Annotated in this window: 14 protein-coding genes; 8 read left to right on the top strand and 6 right to left on the bottom strand. The window is 74.5% G+C overall.

Features of this window, described 5'->3' with window-relative positions:
• Positions 1-72 precede the first annotated feature (72 nt).
• The gene (gene bla / locus ACZ34W_RS17090; protein WP_465604863.1) at positions 73-999 is read left to right on the top strand and encodes a class A beta-lactamase; all 927 of its coding nucleotides are present in this window, start codon (positions 73-75) and stop codon (positions 997-999) included.
• A gap of 195 nt (positions 1,000-1,194) precedes the next feature.
• Positions 1,195-2,214, top strand: a complete 1,020-nt coding sequence (locus ACZ34W_RS17085) for a metallophosphoesterase family protein (RefSeq protein WP_465604860.1) — start codon at positions 1,195-1,197, stop codon at positions 2,212-2,214.
• Positions 2,215-2,578: 364 nt separating this feature from the next.
• Here ACZ34W_RS17085 and ACZ34W_RS17080 read toward each other — a convergent pair whose 3' ends face one another.
• Positions 2,579-3,484, bottom strand: coding sequence for a hypothetical protein (locus tag ACZ34W_RS17080; protein ID WP_465604857.1), 906 nt, complete (start codon positions 3,482-3,484; stop codon positions 2,579-2,581).
• A 281-nt stretch (positions 3,485-3,765) separates the two neighbouring features.
• Between ACZ34W_RS17080 and ACZ34W_RS17075 the strand changes: the two genes are divergently transcribed.
• Positions 3,766-4,596: an SMP-30/gluconolactonase/LRE family protein gene (locus ACZ34W_RS17075; RefSeq protein ID WP_465604854.1), complete on the top strand. Its 831-nt coding sequence runs from the start codon at positions 3,766-3,768 to the stop codon at positions 4,594-4,596.
• A gap of 74 nt (positions 4,597-4,670) precedes the next feature.
• Here the strand turns inward: ACZ34W_RS17075 and ACZ34W_RS17070 are convergent, their stop codons facing one another.
• On the bottom strand, positions 4,671-4,928 hold the full coding sequence (locus tag ACZ34W_RS17070; RefSeq protein ID WP_465604851.1) for a hypothetical protein: 258 nt from the start codon (positions 4,926-4,928) through the stop codon (positions 4,671-4,673).
• A gap of 292 nt (positions 4,929-5,220) precedes the next feature.
• Between ACZ34W_RS17070 and ACZ34W_RS17065 the strand changes: the two genes are divergently transcribed.
• From ACZ34W_RS17065 to ACZ34W_RS17045, 5 genes are all read left to right on the top strand, one after another.
• Positions 5,221-5,724 (top strand): cysteine/serine endopeptidase inhibitor, encoded by a 504-nt coding sequence (locus tag ACZ34W_RS17065; protein WP_329486399.1) that lies wholly within the window; start codon positions 5,221-5,223, stop codon positions 5,722-5,724.
• 410 nt (positions 5,725-6,134) lie between these two features.
• On the top strand, positions 6,135-7,547 hold the full coding sequence (locus ACZ34W_RS17060) for an NAD(P)/FAD-dependent oxidoreductase (protein WP_465605166.1): 1,413 nt from the start codon (positions 6,135-6,137) through the stop codon (positions 7,545-7,547).
• 243 nt (positions 7,548-7,790) lie between these two features.
• Complete coding sequence (locus ACZ34W_RS17055; protein WP_465604848.1) at positions 7,791-8,636, top strand: DUF6528 family protein; 846 nt, start codon at positions 7,791-7,793, stop codon at positions 8,634-8,636.
• Positions 8,637-8,867: 231 nt separating this feature from the next.
• Positions 8,868-9,191, top strand: coding sequence for a hypothetical protein (locus ACZ34W_RS17050; RefSeq protein WP_329486396.1), 324 nt, complete (start codon positions 8,868-8,870; stop codon positions 9,189-9,191).
• Positions 9,188-9,727 (top strand): acyl-CoA thioesterase, encoded by a 540-nt coding sequence (locus ACZ34W_RS17045; RefSeq protein WP_329486395.1) that lies wholly within the window; start codon positions 9,188-9,190, stop codon positions 9,725-9,727. Before ACZ34W_RS17050 ends, ACZ34W_RS17045 begins: the two co-directional genes overlap by 4 nt.
• Before the next feature lie 365 nt (positions 9,728-10,092).
• Here the strand turns inward: ACZ34W_RS17045 and manA are convergent, their stop codons facing one another.
• The 4 genes from manA to ACZ34W_RS17025 all read right to left on the bottom strand — a co-directional run bounded on the left by manA (position 10,093) and on the right by ACZ34W_RS17025 (position 16,958).
• The gene (manA, locus tag ACZ34W_RS17040) at positions 10,093-11,349 is read right to left on the bottom strand and encodes a mannose-6-phosphate isomerase, class I (protein WP_465604843.1); all 1,257 of its coding nucleotides are present in this window, start codon (positions 11,347-11,349) and stop codon (positions 10,093-10,095) included.
• Between the two features lie 33 nt (positions 11,350-11,382).
• Positions 11,383-12,372: an ROK family protein gene (locus tag ACZ34W_RS17035; RefSeq protein ID WP_465604840.1), complete on the bottom strand. Its 990-nt coding sequence runs from the start codon at positions 12,370-12,372 to the stop codon at positions 11,383-11,385.
• Positions 12,373-12,512: 140 nt separating this feature from the next.
• Positions 12,513-15,563, bottom strand: a complete 3,051-nt coding sequence (locus tag ACZ34W_RS17030) for an alpha-mannosidase (protein ID WP_465604837.1) — start codon at positions 15,561-15,563, stop codon at positions 12,513-12,515.
• Between the two features lie 81 nt (positions 15,564-15,644).
• Complete coding sequence (locus ACZ34W_RS17025) at positions 15,645-16,958, bottom strand: glycoside hydrolase 5 family protein (RefSeq protein ID WP_396486601.1); 1,314 nt, start codon at positions 16,956-16,958, stop codon at positions 15,645-15,647.
• Between the last annotated feature and the right edge of the window lie 26 nt (positions 16,959-16,984).

Raw genomic sequence — 16,984 nt, 5'->3', positions numbered from 1 at the left:
GGTGAACCGGTGGGGCTGCCGGGGCGTCCTGAGTTCCGAAGGATCGTTGCCGAACAAGAGGAGAATGCGATCGTGGAGACCTTCGCAGGGCGCCCCGGGCGTCGCGCGGTGCTGGCCTTCGGTGCCGGGGCGGTACTCGCCGCCGGTGTGTCGGCGGGCGGGTCGGCCCATGCGGCGGGCCTCGCTCCGGCGGGTGGGGACGCGGTGGGCCGGGCCCTGGCCGACCTGGAACGGGAGCACGGCGCCCGGCTCGGGGTGTTCGGGCGCAACACCGTCACGGGCCGGACCGTGACGTACCGCGCCGACGAGCGCTTCCCCATCTGTTCCGCGCACAAGACGATCACCGCCGCGGCCGTCCTGCGGGACCTCGACCGGGGCGGCGAGTACCTCGCCAAGCGGATCCGGTACACCGAGCAGGACGTCAAGGACTCGGGCTACGCCCCGATCACGGGCACGCCCGAGCATCTCGCCAACGGCATGACCGTGGCCGAGCTGTGCGCCGCGGCCATCGACTACAGCGACAACGCCGCCGACAACCTGCTGCTCCGTGAGCTCGGCGGTCCGACGGCGATCACCCGCTTCTGCCGGTCCATCGGCGACCGGGTGACGCGGCTCGACCGGTGGGAGCCCGCGCTGAACTCCGCCGAACCGGAGCGCACGACGGACACCACCACCCCGGCCGCCATCGGCCGGACCAACCAGAAGCTGGTCCTCGGGGACGCGCTGGCGCCGCGGGACCGGCGGCAGTTGACCGACTGGCTGCTCGCCAACACCACCAGCACCGCCCGCTTCCGCGCCGGACTCCCCAAGGACTGGACCCTCGCGGACAAGACCGGCACCGGCGAGTACGGCACCACCAACGACGTCGGCATCGCCTGGACACCGGACCGCACGCCCGTCGTCCTGGCCGTCCTGTCCACCCAGCGCGACGCCGACGCGGCGGCGGACGAGCCGCTGGTCGCCAAGGCGGCCGCTCTCCTGGCGGCAGCCCTGAGCTGACGCCCCGTGGGTCCGGGCCCGGGCCCGGACCCACGCCGGGGTGCGGCGCTTGGGGAGCCGTTCACGCGGTATACACACCGTCTCCGCCGGTCCGTTCAGCGTGATCACTTAGAGATAACGGGTCTGATCCCCACAGGCGGCGCCGCGCCGGTCCGTCCGGCACGGCGCCGCCCTCCCCCCCGGAAGGACGTACCCGTGGACCGCAGGACCCTGCTCAGCACCGCCGCCGCCGGAGCCGTGACCGCGGTGACCGCCACCGCGGTCACCGCGACCCCGGCCGCCGCGCGGCCCTCCGCCGGTGGCCCCGTCACCACCTTCAACGTCATCAGCGACATCCAGGGCGACCTCGGCGACCTCGGTGTGGCGCTGCGTGACATGAGGTCCACCAATCCCGCCTCCTCCGGTCTCGCCGTCGCCGGTGACATCACCCCGCGCGGCTACGACGCCGAATACGCCGCCGTCCGGTCCGAGTTCGCCAGGACGAGCCACCCGGCGACGGTCGCCTGGGCGATCGGCAACCACGAGTTCTACGTGCCGAAGTGGCGCGACCCGGCCACCCTGGACCAGGCCGCCTGGCCCAACGGCGCCACCGAGGACTCGCTGTTCCGCAGCTTCTACACCTTCGCCGGCCGCAGCACCGTCTTCTCCGAGCACGTCTTCGGCGGCATCCCGGTGCTGACCCTGGGCACCGAGCGCTACATGCACTTCCACGACCCGAAGCTCTGGGACGAAGTGTGGCTCAGCGACACCCAGTTCACCTGGCTCGAACAGCGGCTCACCCACTGGGCGCAGCGCCGCCGGCCGGTCATGGTGATCACCCACCACCCGCTGCCGAACACCGTCTCCGGCAGCCGGAACAACCTCTACCTGCACGACTACCTCCAGGCGGACCGCCTGCTCGGCCTGCTCGGCCGCCACCGCGACGTCTTCGTCTTCTGCGGCCACACCCACTGGGACCTCGGCCTCTCCGACTGGTACGTCCGCCGCGTCGTCCCGGGCACCGCCAACCTCGACGGCTTCTCGGTGGTCAACACCGGCGCCGTGCAGACCGGTTACACCGACAACGGCCAGGGCGGCGAGTCGGCCGTGCCCGGCACCTTCAACCAGGGCCTCCAGGTGGAGGTCCACAACGACCGCGTCGTCCTCAAGGCCCGCGACTTCGCCACCCACACCTGGCTGAAGCAGATCACCGTCCCCCTCGCCACCCCGATGTAGCCCCCGACACGGACCACCGGATGAGTGGGAAGTCGGCCGGTCCGACTTCCCACTCCGGTGTGGGAATCCAGCGGATCGGCCGAACGAGGCGAGACGAGCGTATCGAATGAGTATTCTTACCGACACGTAGCGCACGCGTGGCTCGCCCACCAATCGGCGGCCCACGCTCATCTGACGTTGACTCCGGGGGGAGAGCTGACGGTCTCCGGCTATCGCGAGACGTCGACCGTGCCGCCGAACTCCACCGTTACGGCCCGCCACCCCGAGAGCCGGTACGTCGCCACGGTGTTCAGCACCGGGGGTGCCCGACCGGCGCTCAGTGTCACAACGCCGTGCCTGGTGCCGCCGTCCGGTGGGGGCGGGGTCAGGCGGGGGTCTTCGCGGTGAGGTCGTCCAGGACGATGCGGGGGCGGGTGGACTCGTGTTCGTCGCGGGCCGGGCGGGTGGAGTTGACGACTTCGGCGATGCGCTCGTAGCAGGTGACGGCGAGGGCCCAGGTCTCGACGTCCTGGCCGGTGCCCGCGTAGACGGTGGTGCGCAGGGCGTTGAGGAGGGCGATGACGCTGCGTCCGGAGAGGATGGTGTCGGCCTCGTCCTCCTGGAAGGCGCCGCGGGGGCGGTGGGCGGCCTCCTGCTGGTCGAAGTGTTCGGCGCCCTCCACCCGCTTGCCGAGGAACTCCCAGGTGTGCGGGTTGCAGGCGATCGCCACGGTGTTGACGGCGGCGGCCTTCAGCAGGGTGGCCACGTGGGCGGGCCAGGCGAGGGTGGCGGGGATGAGGTCGGCGACGCCGCCCGCGTCGACGGGCGGCGCGTCGGCGGCGGGCCGGTCCGGGGCAGGTGCGGCCGCCTCGGCGGGGGTGAGCCGGGCGAGCAGGTCGATGAGTTGCTGCGCCTGTTCGGCGGTGATGCCGGGGGACGGGCTGCTGCTCTCCTCGGCGTGGGCGGTCTCGGGCACGGGCGTCTCCTTCACGGGGAGGTAGGTGGGATCCGGCGGGTCGACGGGTTCGGGTCGGGGGTGGGCGGTCTCGGCGGCCCGGAGCTGGAGGCGGTGCAGTTCCTCGCGCGCCTCGGTGAGCCGGCGCTGCAGCCGCCGGGTGTCGCGGTCGGCCTGTTCGGCGGACTGCCGCTCCCTGGTGAGCGCGGTGACGATCTCGTCGCGGTGGTCGCGCAGGCCGTCGACGATGGCGTCGAGCAGTTCGGTGCGCAGGGCGTCACCGGTGCCGCGCAGTTCGGTGAAGCCGTTCTCGACCTCGGTGCGGAGTAGGTCCACTCGGCCGGCGGTGCCCCTCAACCGCTCTCCCCTGTAGGTGCGGCACGCGAGAGTGCCGAGACCAGGGTGGCGGTGCGCGGCGGCGCCGGGGAGGTGATCGCCGGGGGCTGACCCGATCCCGATCGTCACTTTCCGGAATCGGATCGTCACACTGTTCGACCGCGGTGTGTGGCTCGTCCGGTGAATCCGTCCCACCCCGGCACCCGCCGATCCGGTCGGCGGGTGCGATGCTTCCGGAAGCCCGTCGCGTCGAGCCCGCCGTCCAGTCCGAGGAGATGCCCATGCGTGCCGAACCCGTCGCCGACACCCCCTGCCTCACCCTGGGTGAAGGCCCGGTCTGGGATGCGGCCGCCCAGTCGATCCACTGGATCGGCATCCCGGACCGCGAGGTCCTCACCCTCCACCGTCCGAGCGGCCGGCTCACGGTGCTCGAACTGGACGTCACCCCGGGCACGTTGATGCCGGCCACGGAGGGCAGTCCGGTCCTCGCGACCGAGCGCGGGTTCGAGTCGCTGGACACCGCGACCGGCCGGACGGAGCTGCTCGCGGCCGTCGAGGCCGACCGGCCGGACCGCCGGATGAACGACGGGAAGCGGGACCCGTACGGCCGGCCGGTCGCGGGCACCATGCAGCGCACCGGGCCGCAGCAGCCGGGGCCGCTGTACCGGCTGGAGTCCGACGGCTCGGTGCGGCCGATCCTGGACGGCCTGGCCATCCCCAACGGCCTGGCCTGGCCCGAGCCGGACCGGCTCTGGCACATCGACACCCCGACCCGGCGGATCGGGTTCTACGAGTACCCCGAGCACGGCCCGGTCGGCCGCCGGATCCGTTCGCTGGACGTCTCCCACCTGCCGGGGATGCCCGACGGCATGACCCTGGACGAGGCCGGGAACCTCTGGGTGGCGTTCTGGGACGGCGGGGCGGTGCACTGCCTCTCGCCGGAGGGGAGGCTGCTCGACACCGTGGAGGTCCCGGCACCGCGGACGACCAGCTGTGCCTTCGGCGGGCCGGGGCTGGGCACGCTGTTCGTCACCACCGCCCGGAGCGGGGAACACCCGCTCTCCGGGCGGCTGTTCGAGCTGGCCGCCCCGGGGGTGCGCGGCCGGGCCTGAGGGCGCGGGGGCGGGAGCGCGGGAGTGTCGGGCGGCCGGTGCCGGGGCCGGCCGCCCGGTGCTGAGCGGGTGGCTCAGGACTGCCCGAGCAGGCGGGCGAAGTCCATCCCGAGGCTGCCGAGGACGGGCAGCGCGCCGAGGTCGGTGATGCCGCCGACCGGGATGACGTAGCCCTGGTTCACCTCCCGGGGCACGGCCGCCGCCGGGGTCGCGGTGGCACCGGTCAGGACGGCCGCGCCCAGCAGGGCGGCGCCGAGGGCGGCGCTGCGGAGCGGAACGCGGGACGCGGGGCGGAGCGGGGTGCGGGACGGCGTGCGGGACGGGATGCGCAAGGGGGCCTCCGGAGAGTGGGACGCGTGAACTGACAACGCGTCGTCCGCTCTGCGGTCACGTATCGTCCCGCCTTCGGCCGCTTTCGTAAAGCTTCCTGCTTTGTGTTCATGACAACACATCAAAGGTATGGACCTCCCTTCGGCGTCCGGCATACGGTCCTTCCCTGGGTAGGTCGGACGTGCCCGAACTCCACTGCACTGCAAGCCGATTCGGCCTGCTCGGGAGCCTCCGCAGGTCCGCCGGCCCGCCCGTACTCGGTCATGCCGTCCGCACCGACAATCGGAGGGAACCATGCGAGTCGTCAAGAACCTCAGGATCCTGGCCGGCGCTCCGCTCGCCGCCGCCGCACTGATCGCCCTGACCGCGGGTTCGGCCAGTGCCGCGATCCCGATCAACAAGCCGATGACCGGCAAGGCGACCTACTACAACGACGCCGGCTACGGCGCCTGCGGCACCCAGATCAACGCGTCCAACCAGATGCTGGTGGCGGTCTCGCACACCTGGTGGACTTCGGCGAATCCGAACAACGACCCGCTGTGCAAGGGCATCTCGGTCAAGGTGACCTATCAGGGCAAGACGGTCACCGTCCCGGTCCGGGACAAGTGTCCGTCCTGCGACTCCACGCACCTCGACCTGAGCCAGCCGGCCTTCGCCAGGTTCGCGCCACTGGGCCAGGGCGTGATCAACGGGCTCACCTGGCAGTTCGTCAAGGCCGGTTTCGCCGGGGAGACGATCCCGCTGTCGGCGCCCATCGAGGGCTCGACGATCGGCGCGGGAGCGGGCGCTTCGCGCTGACCCGCCGCGGGCCGGACCGGTCGGCGCCCTGCCGACCGGTCCGGGTGCGGGCGGCCGCCACTTCGCGGCGACGCTCCGCTGCGGCTGTCGAGGACGGCCAGGGCCACCTCGACGGCGTCCACTGCGCAACGGTGGCGCCCGGCGTGCGCGGCCGGGGCGGGCGGGCCGAGGGCGCCCTGGAGGATCCGTGCGAGTGCCGCCCGCTCCGGGGCGGTGATCTCGGGTGTCGACATGGTGGTAACTATAGTTGCCGAAATGCCGCGAGGTAACCAGAGTTGTCGACCGGGCCGGCGGCGGAGGCTCTGACAGTGTGCAGGGCGGGGTGCGCGGATCCTGCCACCGTGTCGGTGGTCGCGGTGCACCGCCGCGGCATAGCGTCCGGGGAGACCACCGAGCGAAGGCAGGTTCCCGTGGACCGCTCCGGCGACGAATCCCCGGCCGTCAACGGCCGCGTCTCCTTCTGGTACGCGCAGACCGGACTGCCCGAGCCCCGGCCCGCGCTGCCGGGCGACGCCGACGCGGACGTGTGCATCGTCGGTGGCGGGTACACCGGGCTCTGGACCGCCTACTACCTCAAGAAGGCCGACCCCGGACTGCGGATCACCGTGCTGGAGCGCCGGTTCTGCGGTTACGGCGCCTCGGGGCGCAACGGCGGGTGGCTCTACAACGGGTTCGCCGGCCGGTCGGCCTTCGCCCGCCGGTACGGGGCCGGGCCGGCCGCCGCGATGCAGCGGGTGATGGACGAGGCGGTCGGCGAGGTGGCCGACACCGTCGCCGCCGAGCGCATCGAGGCGGACCTCGTCCGGGGCGGCGTCCTGGAGGTCGCCCGGACCCCGGCCCAGCTGGCCCGGTTGCAGGCCTTCGCGACGGCCGAGCGCTCCTTCGGTGCGGACCGCGTCCGGCTGCTGACGGCGGCCGAGACCGGTGAGCGCATCCGGATCGCCGGCACCCTCGGCGGCACCTGGACGCCCTACGGCGCGCGCGTCCAGCCCGCCAAGCTGGCCCGCGGGCTCGCCGAGGTGGTGGCGGGTCTGGGCGTCCGCGTCCACGAGCGGACGCCGGTCACCGCCGTCGAGCCGGGCGGCGCCGGCCGCCGGGCCCGCGCCGTCACCCCGCACGGCACGGTCACCGCCGACCACGTGCTGCGCGCCACCGAGGGGTTCACCGCCGGGCTCCGGGGCGAGCGGCGGACCTGGCTGCCGATGAACTCCGCGATGATCGCCACCGAACCGCTGCCGGAGTCCTTCTGGGCCCGGACCGGCTGGGCCGGCCGCGAAGTCCTCGGCGACTTCGCCCATGCCTACATGTACGCGCAGCGCACCGCGGACGACCGGATCGCGCTCGGCGGGCGCGGCGTCCCCTACCGGTACGGCTCGCGCACCGACGCGGACGGGACCACCCAGCCGGCCACCGTCCGGCAGCTGCGCGAGATTCTCGACAGCTTCTTCCCGGCCGCCGCCGGAGCCCGGATCGACCACGCCTGGGCGGGGGTGCTCGGCGTCCCCCGCGACTGGTGCGCCACCGTGGACCTCGACCGCGCCTCCGGGCTCGGCTGGGCCGGCGGGTACGTGGGCAGCGGGGTCACCACCGCCAACCTGGCCGGCCGCACCCTGCGCGACCTCGTCCTCGGCCGTGACACCGAGCTCACCCGGCTGCCCTGGGTCGGCCACCGGGTGCGCCGCTGGGAGCCGGAGCCGCTGCGCTGGCTCGGCGTGCACGCCCTCTACGCCGCGTACCACGCCGCCGACCGCCAGGAGTCCACCGGTCGGGCCACCGGCTCACCGCTCGCCCGGCTGGCGGACGCCATCTCCGGACGGCACTGACCGAGGGGCGACCGAGCGGCCGTGCTCCCGGCGGCCGTTCGGGCGTGCCGCGGTGGCAGCGGCGGTCGCCACGACGCACGGTGGTCCCGGGGTCGAGGCGGCGGAGGGACGGTGCGGGTGCGCAGGTGGCGAGTGGGACTGGTAGGGCTGGCCGTGTCACTGGGGCTCGGTGCGCCGACGGCCTCGGCCCTGCCCGTGCGGCCGGGCTGGGCGGTCGTGGTGGTGGATCAGGGATCGCGCAGCGTGCTCCTGCTGCAGAGCGCCGAGGAGCTGATGGCCTATCGGGGGCCTGGCCGGCTGCCGGTGGTGTGGTCCTGGAGCGCGGACCGCGCGGCGGACCTCGCCGATCTCACCCCGGCGCACAGCTGGTCGATGCCGGACGAGGCGAAGAGCCGGGTGCGCGGCGGCCGTCGCTACCTGCTGACCACCGCCAGCGGCGGGCTGGTGGCGGTGGTCGACACCGCGACCGGCGGCACCTACTGGGCCGCCGACACCGGCGGCGCCAACCCGCACAGCGTGGAGCTGCTGCCGGACGGCAACGTCGCCGTCGCGGCCAGCGCGGGCGGGTGGGTCCGGCTCTACGCCGCCTCGCGGGGGCCGCGCAGCGCCGTCCACGCGGTCTACCCGCTCAAGGGCGCGCACGGCGTCCAGTGGGACGGGCGCACCCGGCTGCTCTGGGCGGTGGGGGACGACGAACTCACCGCGCTCCGGGTGGGCGGCACACCGGCCGCGCCCGTGCTCACGGCCGCCCGGAGCATCCCGCTGCCGGAGCCGGGCGGGCACGACCTCGCGCCGGTGCTCGCCGCGCCGGGCCGGTTCTGGGTGAGCACCGCCGAGCACCTGTGGCAGTTCGACCCGGCCGGCGGGCGCTTCACCCGGGTGCGGTTCGCCGACGAGGCCGCGGAGCGTGACATCAAGAGCGTCGGCGACGAACCCGGCACCGGGCGGCTGCTCACCGCCGCCCCCGACCATGCGGGGGCCTGCTCCTGGTGCACCTCCGTCCTGGCACTCCACGGTCCGGACGGTGCCCGGACCCTGCGCGGTACGCAGTTGTACAAGGCGCGCTGGTGGGCCAGTTGGAGCGGGTGACGGTCGCTCAGGGTGACGGCCCGGGGTGGCATTCGGCTGATGCGGCAGATTTTATGCCCCGGCAAACTACTCCAATGGTGGGCAGTTTCCCCTGCGGCCGCCCAAACCTCGTATGCGGTGCCCAGCCTGGGATAGCGTCCAGTGCACCGGGGGGTACCTCGCTTGCGTGTGTGCCGCACCGGTCCGTTCGAACGCATCCGACGAATGCCTCAGCTAATTCGGGAGAAACTCATGGGTAATAGCATTTCGGAAATCCGGCCGGTCGCCGTGGACGAGCTGCGGCTCGCCGTGGACTCCCTCGCGGCCTTCCCGGCCCGGGGCGGGGCCGGCGGCTCCGACGTCCCCGAGCGCCTGGCGGCGGTCGCCGACCTCTGCCGGGCCGTCGACGGGGTGCTGGACAGCCTGGTCGTCCAGGCTGCCGCCGAGGCCGCCGAGGAGGGGTGGACGGCGGCCCGGATGGCGTCCGAACACGCCGTTTACTACGCCCGGTTGCGGCGGGCGCTGCTGCCCGCCGGAGCGGGCGGCCAGGGCGATGCCGGGCTGAAGAAGCCGTGAGCGCGCCGCACTCCAACGCGCACGTCCTGACCTGCCCCACCCGGTGGAGCGACGTGGACGAGAACGGGCACATCAACAACGCCCGGCTGGTCTCCTACGTCCAGGAGGGGATTTACGACCTCTTCTGCCACCACAAGGTCGCCGTCCGGGAATCCCTCTTTCCGTCCGGATTCCTGATCGCACGGCACGAGATCGATTACCTGGAACAGTTGCACCACCAGCCGGAGCCATTGCTGGTACGGCTGACCGTGGAGCGGCTGGGCCGGAGTTCCGCGCATGTGGTGGTGAATGTCTGCCGCGATCCGCTCACCTATATGCGGGCGCGCACGGTGGTGGTCGCCCGGGACCGCGAATCGGGCCGTTCCCGTAAACTCAGCCAGTCCGAGCGCCGATTTCTCTCGGCGTTCGTCCCGGGCGAGGCGGTCGAGGCGACGGCCTCGGCGCCGTCACAGCGGGTGCCGGTGTCGGCATCGCGCAGCCCGCTGCCCGGCTCGGCGCTCCGCGCCCGCCGACGCTGTCGCGCCTCGGCGCGCTGACGGCGGCGATGCCGGCACCGATGACGCTGCCGGCATCCAGCACAGCCAGCACATCCAGCACATTCGGGGCGTCCGGGACCACGGACGCGTCCGGGACAGGGCCCACTGGGCCGTAGGACGAGCATGACCCGCAGCGCGGGCAGGACCGGTGGGCGGCTGCGGCGAGGACGGCGGCGGTGGGGTGGGCAGCGGCGGCAATGGCGCCGCCGACTGCGGAGACCCGACCGGGACGCCGACCGGCTGCCGCGCTCCCGACACCCCGACGAGGCGGCGGCCGGAAGCGGCCGGGGGAGCCGCCCGGTGCTCACCCGGTGGGTCGTCCGGTGGGTCATCCCGTGGACCGTCCGGTGGGTCGCCCGCGCCGCTCAGCCGGTCGTGGCGCGGAACAGCTCCGCGCCGGCGCCCGTCAGGAGGACCGGGTCGCCGGTCGGCCGCAGGTAGGCCGATCCGCCCGGCCGCAGGTCGAGGGTGTGGCCCGCGGCGCTCCGCAGCCGGGCCCGCCCGGCCGTACAGAGCAGGATCTGCGGCGCGGTCAGGTCGATCCCGGTGGGGGCGGCGGTGGGCCGCAGCCGGGAGAGCCGGAACTCCTCGGCCGGTGACGGGAACACCTCCTCGATCCCCCCACGGGCCGGTGCGCCGTTCGCGGGGGGCCCGGCGGCAGGGGAGGCGGTGAGCACGGGGGGCTCACCGGTCCGGAACGAGGTCACCGCCAGCAGCCCGTCCACGTCGATGTGCTTGGCGGTGAGGCCGCAGCGCAGCACGTTGTCCGAGTTGGCCATCAACTCGACTCCCAGACCGTGCAGATAGGCATGCGGCACCCCGGCGTCCAGCGCCAGGGCCTGGCCCGCCCCGAGCCGGACGTGGTTCAGCAGCAGCGCGGCGACCAGGCCCGGGTCACCGGGGTAGTCCCGGGCCGCCCGCGCGTAGGCGGCGCAGGCGGCGGCGTACGGTCCGCCGCCGGCGGCGACCCGCCGCAGTGCCGCGCCCACGGCGGCGAGCTCGGCCGGCCCGGGGCGGACGTCCTCCAGGACGTGCCGCAGCATCGCGGGCAGCACTTCCTCGGCCGGCCGGTGGCGCAGTGCGGTGACCCAGGGGGTGAGCAGCGGGACGGCCAGCGCGTCCAGCAGCCCGGCCGTGGCGGGCGCCGGTCGGAACCCGCAGAGTGCCTCGAAGTCGCCGAGGGCGCAGATCAGTTCGGGCTTGTGACCGCGGTCCCGGAAGATCCGCCGCGGGGCGTCCCGGGGGATGCCGCGGGCCTCCTCGGCGGCGAAGCCGGCCTCGGCCTGCGCCCGGGTCGGGTGCACCTGGAGCGAGAGCGCCCGGTCGGCGGCCAGCACCTTGAACAGGAAGGGGAGTCGCGGCCCGAACCGCTTCACGGTGTCCGGCCCGAGCTCGCCGTCCGGGTCCTCGGCGATCAGCCGGTCGAGCGGGCGGGGGCCCGCGTCCGCGCCGTCGTCCCGCAGCGAGGGCGCGGACGGGTGGGCACCCATCCAGAGCTCGGCCTGCGGTTCGCCGGTGGGCGGGGCGCCGGTGAGCGCGGGGATGGCGGTGATGGACCCCCACGCGTAGCCGCGGACGGGGTTGAGGAGCGGGGCGAACGGGGGACGGGCGGGTGTGGGCATGCGGGGCCTCTCCTGAGGGGGCCGACGGGGCGGCTACAGCGGGCCCGGGGGTGCCTGACGCCCCGCCGGCGCCGGTCGGCAGAGCGCCGCCGCGCCGATCAGGCCCGCGTCGGTGCCGAGTTCGGCGCGGCGGACGTCGAGCCCCCGGACGTAGGGCAGCGCGGCGTACCGGTCGAGGTGGCGGGCGAGCGGGTCGAACAGCGGGGCGCCGGCGGCGGCGACCCCGCCGCCGATCACCACCCGGTCGAGGTCGACCAGGGCGGCGGTGGCGGCGATCCCGGCGGCCAGCGCCTGGGCGGCCCGGTCGAAGGAGGCGAGCGCGACCGGATCGCCGGCCAGCGCGTCGGCGGCGACGGCGCGCGCCGAGCGGTCCTCGCCCCCGTCCGACGGGCGCCAGCCCCGGGCCACGGCCCGCCGGGCGATCGCCGGACCGGAGGCGATCCCCTCCAGGCAGCCGCGCGACCCGCAGGGGCAGGGGTCGCCGTCCAGTTCGACGCTGATGTGACCGAGGTGGCCGGCGTTGCCGCTGGGGCCGGGCCGCACCGCGCCGTCCAGGACCAGCCCGGCGCCGACCCCGGTGGAGACCACCAGGCAGAGCGCGTTGGCGGCGTCGCGCGCGGCGCCGCGCCACTGCTCGGCGGCCGCCATCGCGACGCCGTCCCCGGCCAGCGCCACCGGGACGGCGGCCCCGGCCACGGCGGGGTGCCCGGCGACTTCGGCGACCAGCGGGAACGCCCGCCAGCCGGGGATGTTGACCGGGCTGACGGTGCCGTGCCGGAGGTCCACCGGCCCGGCGCTGCCGATGCCGACGGCGGTCACCGCGGCCCAGCCGGGCGCGGTGGCGAGCCGGTCGAGCACCTGGTGCACCACGGCCAGCACGGCCGCGCCGGACTGCGCAGCGGGAGTGGGCAGTTGGAGTCGGTGGGAGAGCTCCCCGCGTTCGTCGACGAGCGCCCCGGCGATCTTCGTCCCGCCGATGTCGAGGGCGGCGAACAGCGGGCGGACGGGCGGGGCGGCGGTCATCGCAGGGGCTCCAGAACCGGGGACGGGGCCCCCGCCCGGGCGGGCGGGGCACAGGGGCAGGGTAGGTCCGGCCCGGGCGGGCCCGCGGGACGCCCGGACGGACGGCGTCGGGCGGGCATCCGCCGGGCCGGACCGGGGCGTCAGCCCGCGGCGGCCGTCAGGCGCAGCGTGACCAGCTCGAACGGCCGCAGGGCCAGCTCGACGCCGTCGCCGCTCACCGCCACCGAGCCGCGGGTGCCGTCCCACGGCCGCTCCAGCAGGTCGCAGGGCACCGCCCCGGCCAGCGGGAACGAGGTCGTGAGCCGGCCCCGGGCGCGGCCGCCGTTGGCCTCGTAGACGCGGACGACCACGTCCCCGCTGCCGTCGTCGGCCAGCTTGACGGCGCTGACCACCAGGGCGTCCTCGTCCAGCTCCACCAGCGGCCGGACGGCGTCGGCGGTGCCGGTCACCCGCCGCTCGGGCAGGCTGATCAGGTAGCCCTCGCGGACGGCGTCGGCGATCCCGGCGCCCGGCACCAGGGCGTGCCGGAACCGGTGCAGGCCCTGGTCGGTCTGCGGGTCGGGGAAGCGCGGGGCGCGCAGCAGCGAGAACCGCACCGTGGTCGTGGTGCCGCCGTCCGCCGCGCGGACCGTGCGGGTGACGTCGTGGCCGTAGGTGGAGGCGGTGACCAGCGCGACGCCCCAGCCCGGCTCGTCCAGGTGGACGAAGCGGTGGTTGCAGGCCTCGAACTTGGCCGCCTCCCAGCTGGTGTTGGTGTGGGTGGGCCGGTAGAGGTGGCCGAACTGGGTCTCGGCGGCGTACCGCTCGGTGTGCACGTCCAGCGGGAAGGCCGCCTTGAGGAACTTCTCCGTCTCGTGCCAGTCCACCTCGGTGTCGATGTCCAGCCGCCGGGCGCCCGCGCGCAGGCTCAGCGTCTGGACCACCGTGGAGGAGCCGAAGGAGCGGGCCACCCGGACGGCGACCGCGTCCGGTGCGGCGAGCGACACGGTGAGCGCGTCCACCCCGGTCAGGTCGGTGACGGAGTTGCGGTAGAACTGGTCCACGTCCCAGGAGTCCCACATGTTCGGGAAGTCCGGGTGCAGCTGGAGCAGGTTGGCGCGCTCGCCGGGGGCCACCGTCTCGCGCCCGGTGGCGAGGTCCACCGCCGAGACGACCAGGCCCTCGGCGTCCAGCGTGACGGACAGCAGGCCGTTCTCCAGCACGAACCCGCCGCCCGCCCGCGCGGTGACCGCGCAGCCGTCCGCGGGCGCCGCCGAGGCCGGCGCCGCGCCGCCGGCGGGCGCCGCCGAGCGGGTGTGCGGCGCGCCGTTGAACACCAGCTCGCGCCCGCCCGCCCGGTCCCCGGCCAGGGCCTGCTGGGCCCGCTCGATCAGCGCCTCCAGCTCCTCGCCGAGCGCCGCGTACGTCGCCTCGGCCTCCCGGTGGACCCAGGCGATCGACGAGCCGGGCAGGATGTCGTGGAACTGGTGCAGCAGCACCGTCTTCCAGATCCGGTCCAGCTCCTCGTACGGGTACGCCAGCCCGGTGCGCAGCGCGGCGGTGGCGCACCACAGCTCGGCCTCCCGCAGCAGGTTCTCGCTGCGGCGGTTGCCCTGCTTGGTCTTGGCCTGGCTGGTCAGGGTGGCCCGGTGCAGCTCCAGGTACAGCTCGCCCACCCAGACCGGCGGATTCGGGTACTCGGCCTCGGCCTTCTCGAAGAACTCGGCCGGCCGCTCCCAGCGGACCGTGGCCGAACCCTCCAGGTCCCGCAGCCGGGCCGCCTTGGCGATCATCTCGCGGGTGGTGCCGCCGCCGCCGTCGCCCCAGCCGGTCGGGGCGATCGAGTGCCGGGCCACGCCCTTGTCCTTGAAGTTCCGCGCGGCGTGCGCGATCTCCTTGCCCTTCATGGAGCAGTTGTAGGTGTCCACGGGCGGGAAGTGGGTGAAGATCCGCGTCCCGTCGATGCCCTCCCAGAAGAAGGTGTGGTGCGGGAACTTGTTGACCTGGCTCCACGAGATCTTCTGGGTCAGCAGCCACTTGGAGCCCGCGTTGCGGATGATCTGCGGCAGCCCGCCGGTGAAGCCGAAGGTGTCCGGCAGCCACGCCTCCTGGTTCTCGACCCCGAACTCCTCCAGGAAGAACCGCTTGCCGTGGACGAACTGCCGCGCCATCGCCTCCGAACCGGGCATGTTGGTGTCGGACTCCACCCACATGCCGCCGGCCGGCACGAACCGGCCCTCGGCGACGGCCTTCTTGACCCGTGCGTAGACCTCGGGCCGGTGCTCCTTGATCCAGGCGTACTGCTGCGCCTGCGACATGGTGTAGACGAAGTCCGGCTCGTCCTCCAGCAGCGCCGTCATGTTGGCGGTGGTGCGGGCGACCTTGCGGACGGTCTCGCGCAGCGGCCAGAGCCAGGCCGAGTCGATGTGCGCGTGGCCGACCGCGCTGATCCGGTGCGCGGAGGGCACGGCCGGCGAGGCCAGCACGCCGGCCAGCTGCTCCCGGGCGGCGGCCGCGGTGCCGTTGACGTCCTGGAGGTCGATCGCGTCCAGGGACCGCTCGACGGCGCGCAGCACGTCCCAGCGGCGGGCGCCGTCGACCGGCAGCTCCTCCATCAGCTCGCCCAGCACCTCCAGGTCCATGACGAGCTGCCAGACCGTCTCGTCGAAGACCGCGAGGTCCATCCGGGCCAGCTTGTACTGCGGCCGGTCGCCGGCGGTGTCCTTGTCGCCGAGCTCGGTCGGCAGGAAGGGGTGGTAGTCGAGGATCACCGGGTTGGCGGCGGCCTCGACGTGCAGCAGCACCTGCTCGCCGCCGGCCGCGGGGGCGGCGATCCGCACCCACTGGTTCTGCGGGTTGAGGCCCTTCACCGGACTGCCGTCCGGGCGGTAGACCAGGCCCTCGCACTGGAAGCCGGGCATGTTGGCGTCGAAGCCGAGGTCGATCAGCGCCTCGACGGTCCGCCCGGCCCACGCCTCGGGCACGGTACCCGCGACGGTGATCCAGCTGGTGCTCCACGGGGCGCCCCAGGCGTCGCCGACGGCGATCGGGGTGCGCGGCGCGGCGAGGCCCTCGGCGACCGGGACGGGCTCGCCGGGCGCGGTCCAGACCGTGACCTCCAGCGGGACGGACTCCGGGTAGAGCGCCGGTCGGATGCGCTCCTCCAGGACGCGCTTGAGGCGGGACTCGACCAGGCTGCGGTCATCGTGCATGTCAGCAGGCTCCGTTGCGTGACTGAGGGGTGGTGACGGGGGGTCGGGGTGCGGCTTTCGCGAGGTCCGGGCGGTGGTTCGTCAGCGTACGTCGTCCGGGTGGACGACCTCGGTGATGCCCCGGGCGGCCAGGTGGGCGCGGTCCTCGGCGCGCTCGGCGAGCACCGCGGTCGGCCGGGCGCCGGCCTCGGCGAGGCGCATGAACGCCTCGAAGACGGTGCCGCCCGGGCCGCAGACCGAGCGCTTGGGCGAGGTGACGTCGTCGCCGGTGGCGACCACCACGGCGGTGGTGCGCGGCCGGGGCGGCCGCCGGTCGGTGCGCAGGTCCGCGACGGCGGCGGCGAGGCGGGCGCCGGCCGGTTTGACCCGGCGGTCGGTGGTGAGCAGGCCGAGGCTGTACTCCAGCTCGGGGAAGTCGGCCAGCGAGCGGTCGACGTCGTGCGAGCACCACCAGGTGACGCCCCAGAGGTCCGGGCAGTCCAGCACGGCCGCCACCGTGTCGCCGGTGAACCGGGCGGCGTCCTCGGCGGTGATGTGCGGGGCCGGCGCGCCGACCTCCTGCAGCCAGACCGGGCGGTGCGGGTCGTCCGCCCAGGCCTTGGAGAGCTCGACCAGGTAGGCGGCGTGCTGGGCGGTGGCGGTGGAGTGCGCCCCGTAGCGCTGGGCGGTGCCGTTGAACACCCAGGAGTGCACGGCGGTGGCGGCGCCGAGCCGGGCCGAGTGCCAGGGGGTGAACGGGTGCTCGTCCAGGTACCAGGCGGCGTCGTAGGAGGCGTGCAGGTGGAGCCGGCCGGGCGCGCCCTGCTCGCAGGCGGCGAGCATCCGGCGCAGCCAGGCGTCGACCTGCCCGGGGGTGGCCCGGTCCGGGTCGGGGTGCGGGTCGCCGGAGAACTGGTTGACCTCGTTGCCGACCGTCATGCCGAGGAAGTTGGGCCGCTCGTGCAGGGCCGCGGCCAGGGTGCGCAGGTAGGCGGCCTGGCCGTCGATCACGTCCGGGTCGGTGAAGAGGTTGCGGCGGTGCCAGGTCTGCGTCCACGAGGGCTGGAAGTCGAAGCTCGACAGGTGGCCCTGGAGGCCGTCCACCGCGACGTCCAGGCCGCGCTCGCCGGCCGCGTCCACCAGCTCGGTCAGCTGCTCGACGGCGCGCGGGCGGATCAGCGTCCGGTTCGGCTGGAAGACGGGCCAGAGCGGGAAGACCCGGACGTGGTCCAGGCCGAGCGCGGCGATCGAGTCGAGGTCGGCGCGGACGGCGTCGAGGTCGAAGTCGAGCCAGTGGTGGAACCAGCCGGCGCTGGGCGTGTAGTTGACGCCGAAGCGCGGGGCGGCGGGGGCCTGGGTGCGGTCCCCGGCCCGGTCCTGGGCGCGGTCCTGCGGGCGGTCCTGAGCGGCGGTCATGCGCGGTGGGCTTCCTCGGTGGGTGC

The sequence above is a fragment of the Kitasatospora sp. NPDC022856 genome (assembly GCF_055561235.1).
This window is presented reverse-complemented; position numbering and strand designations above follow the sequence as displayed.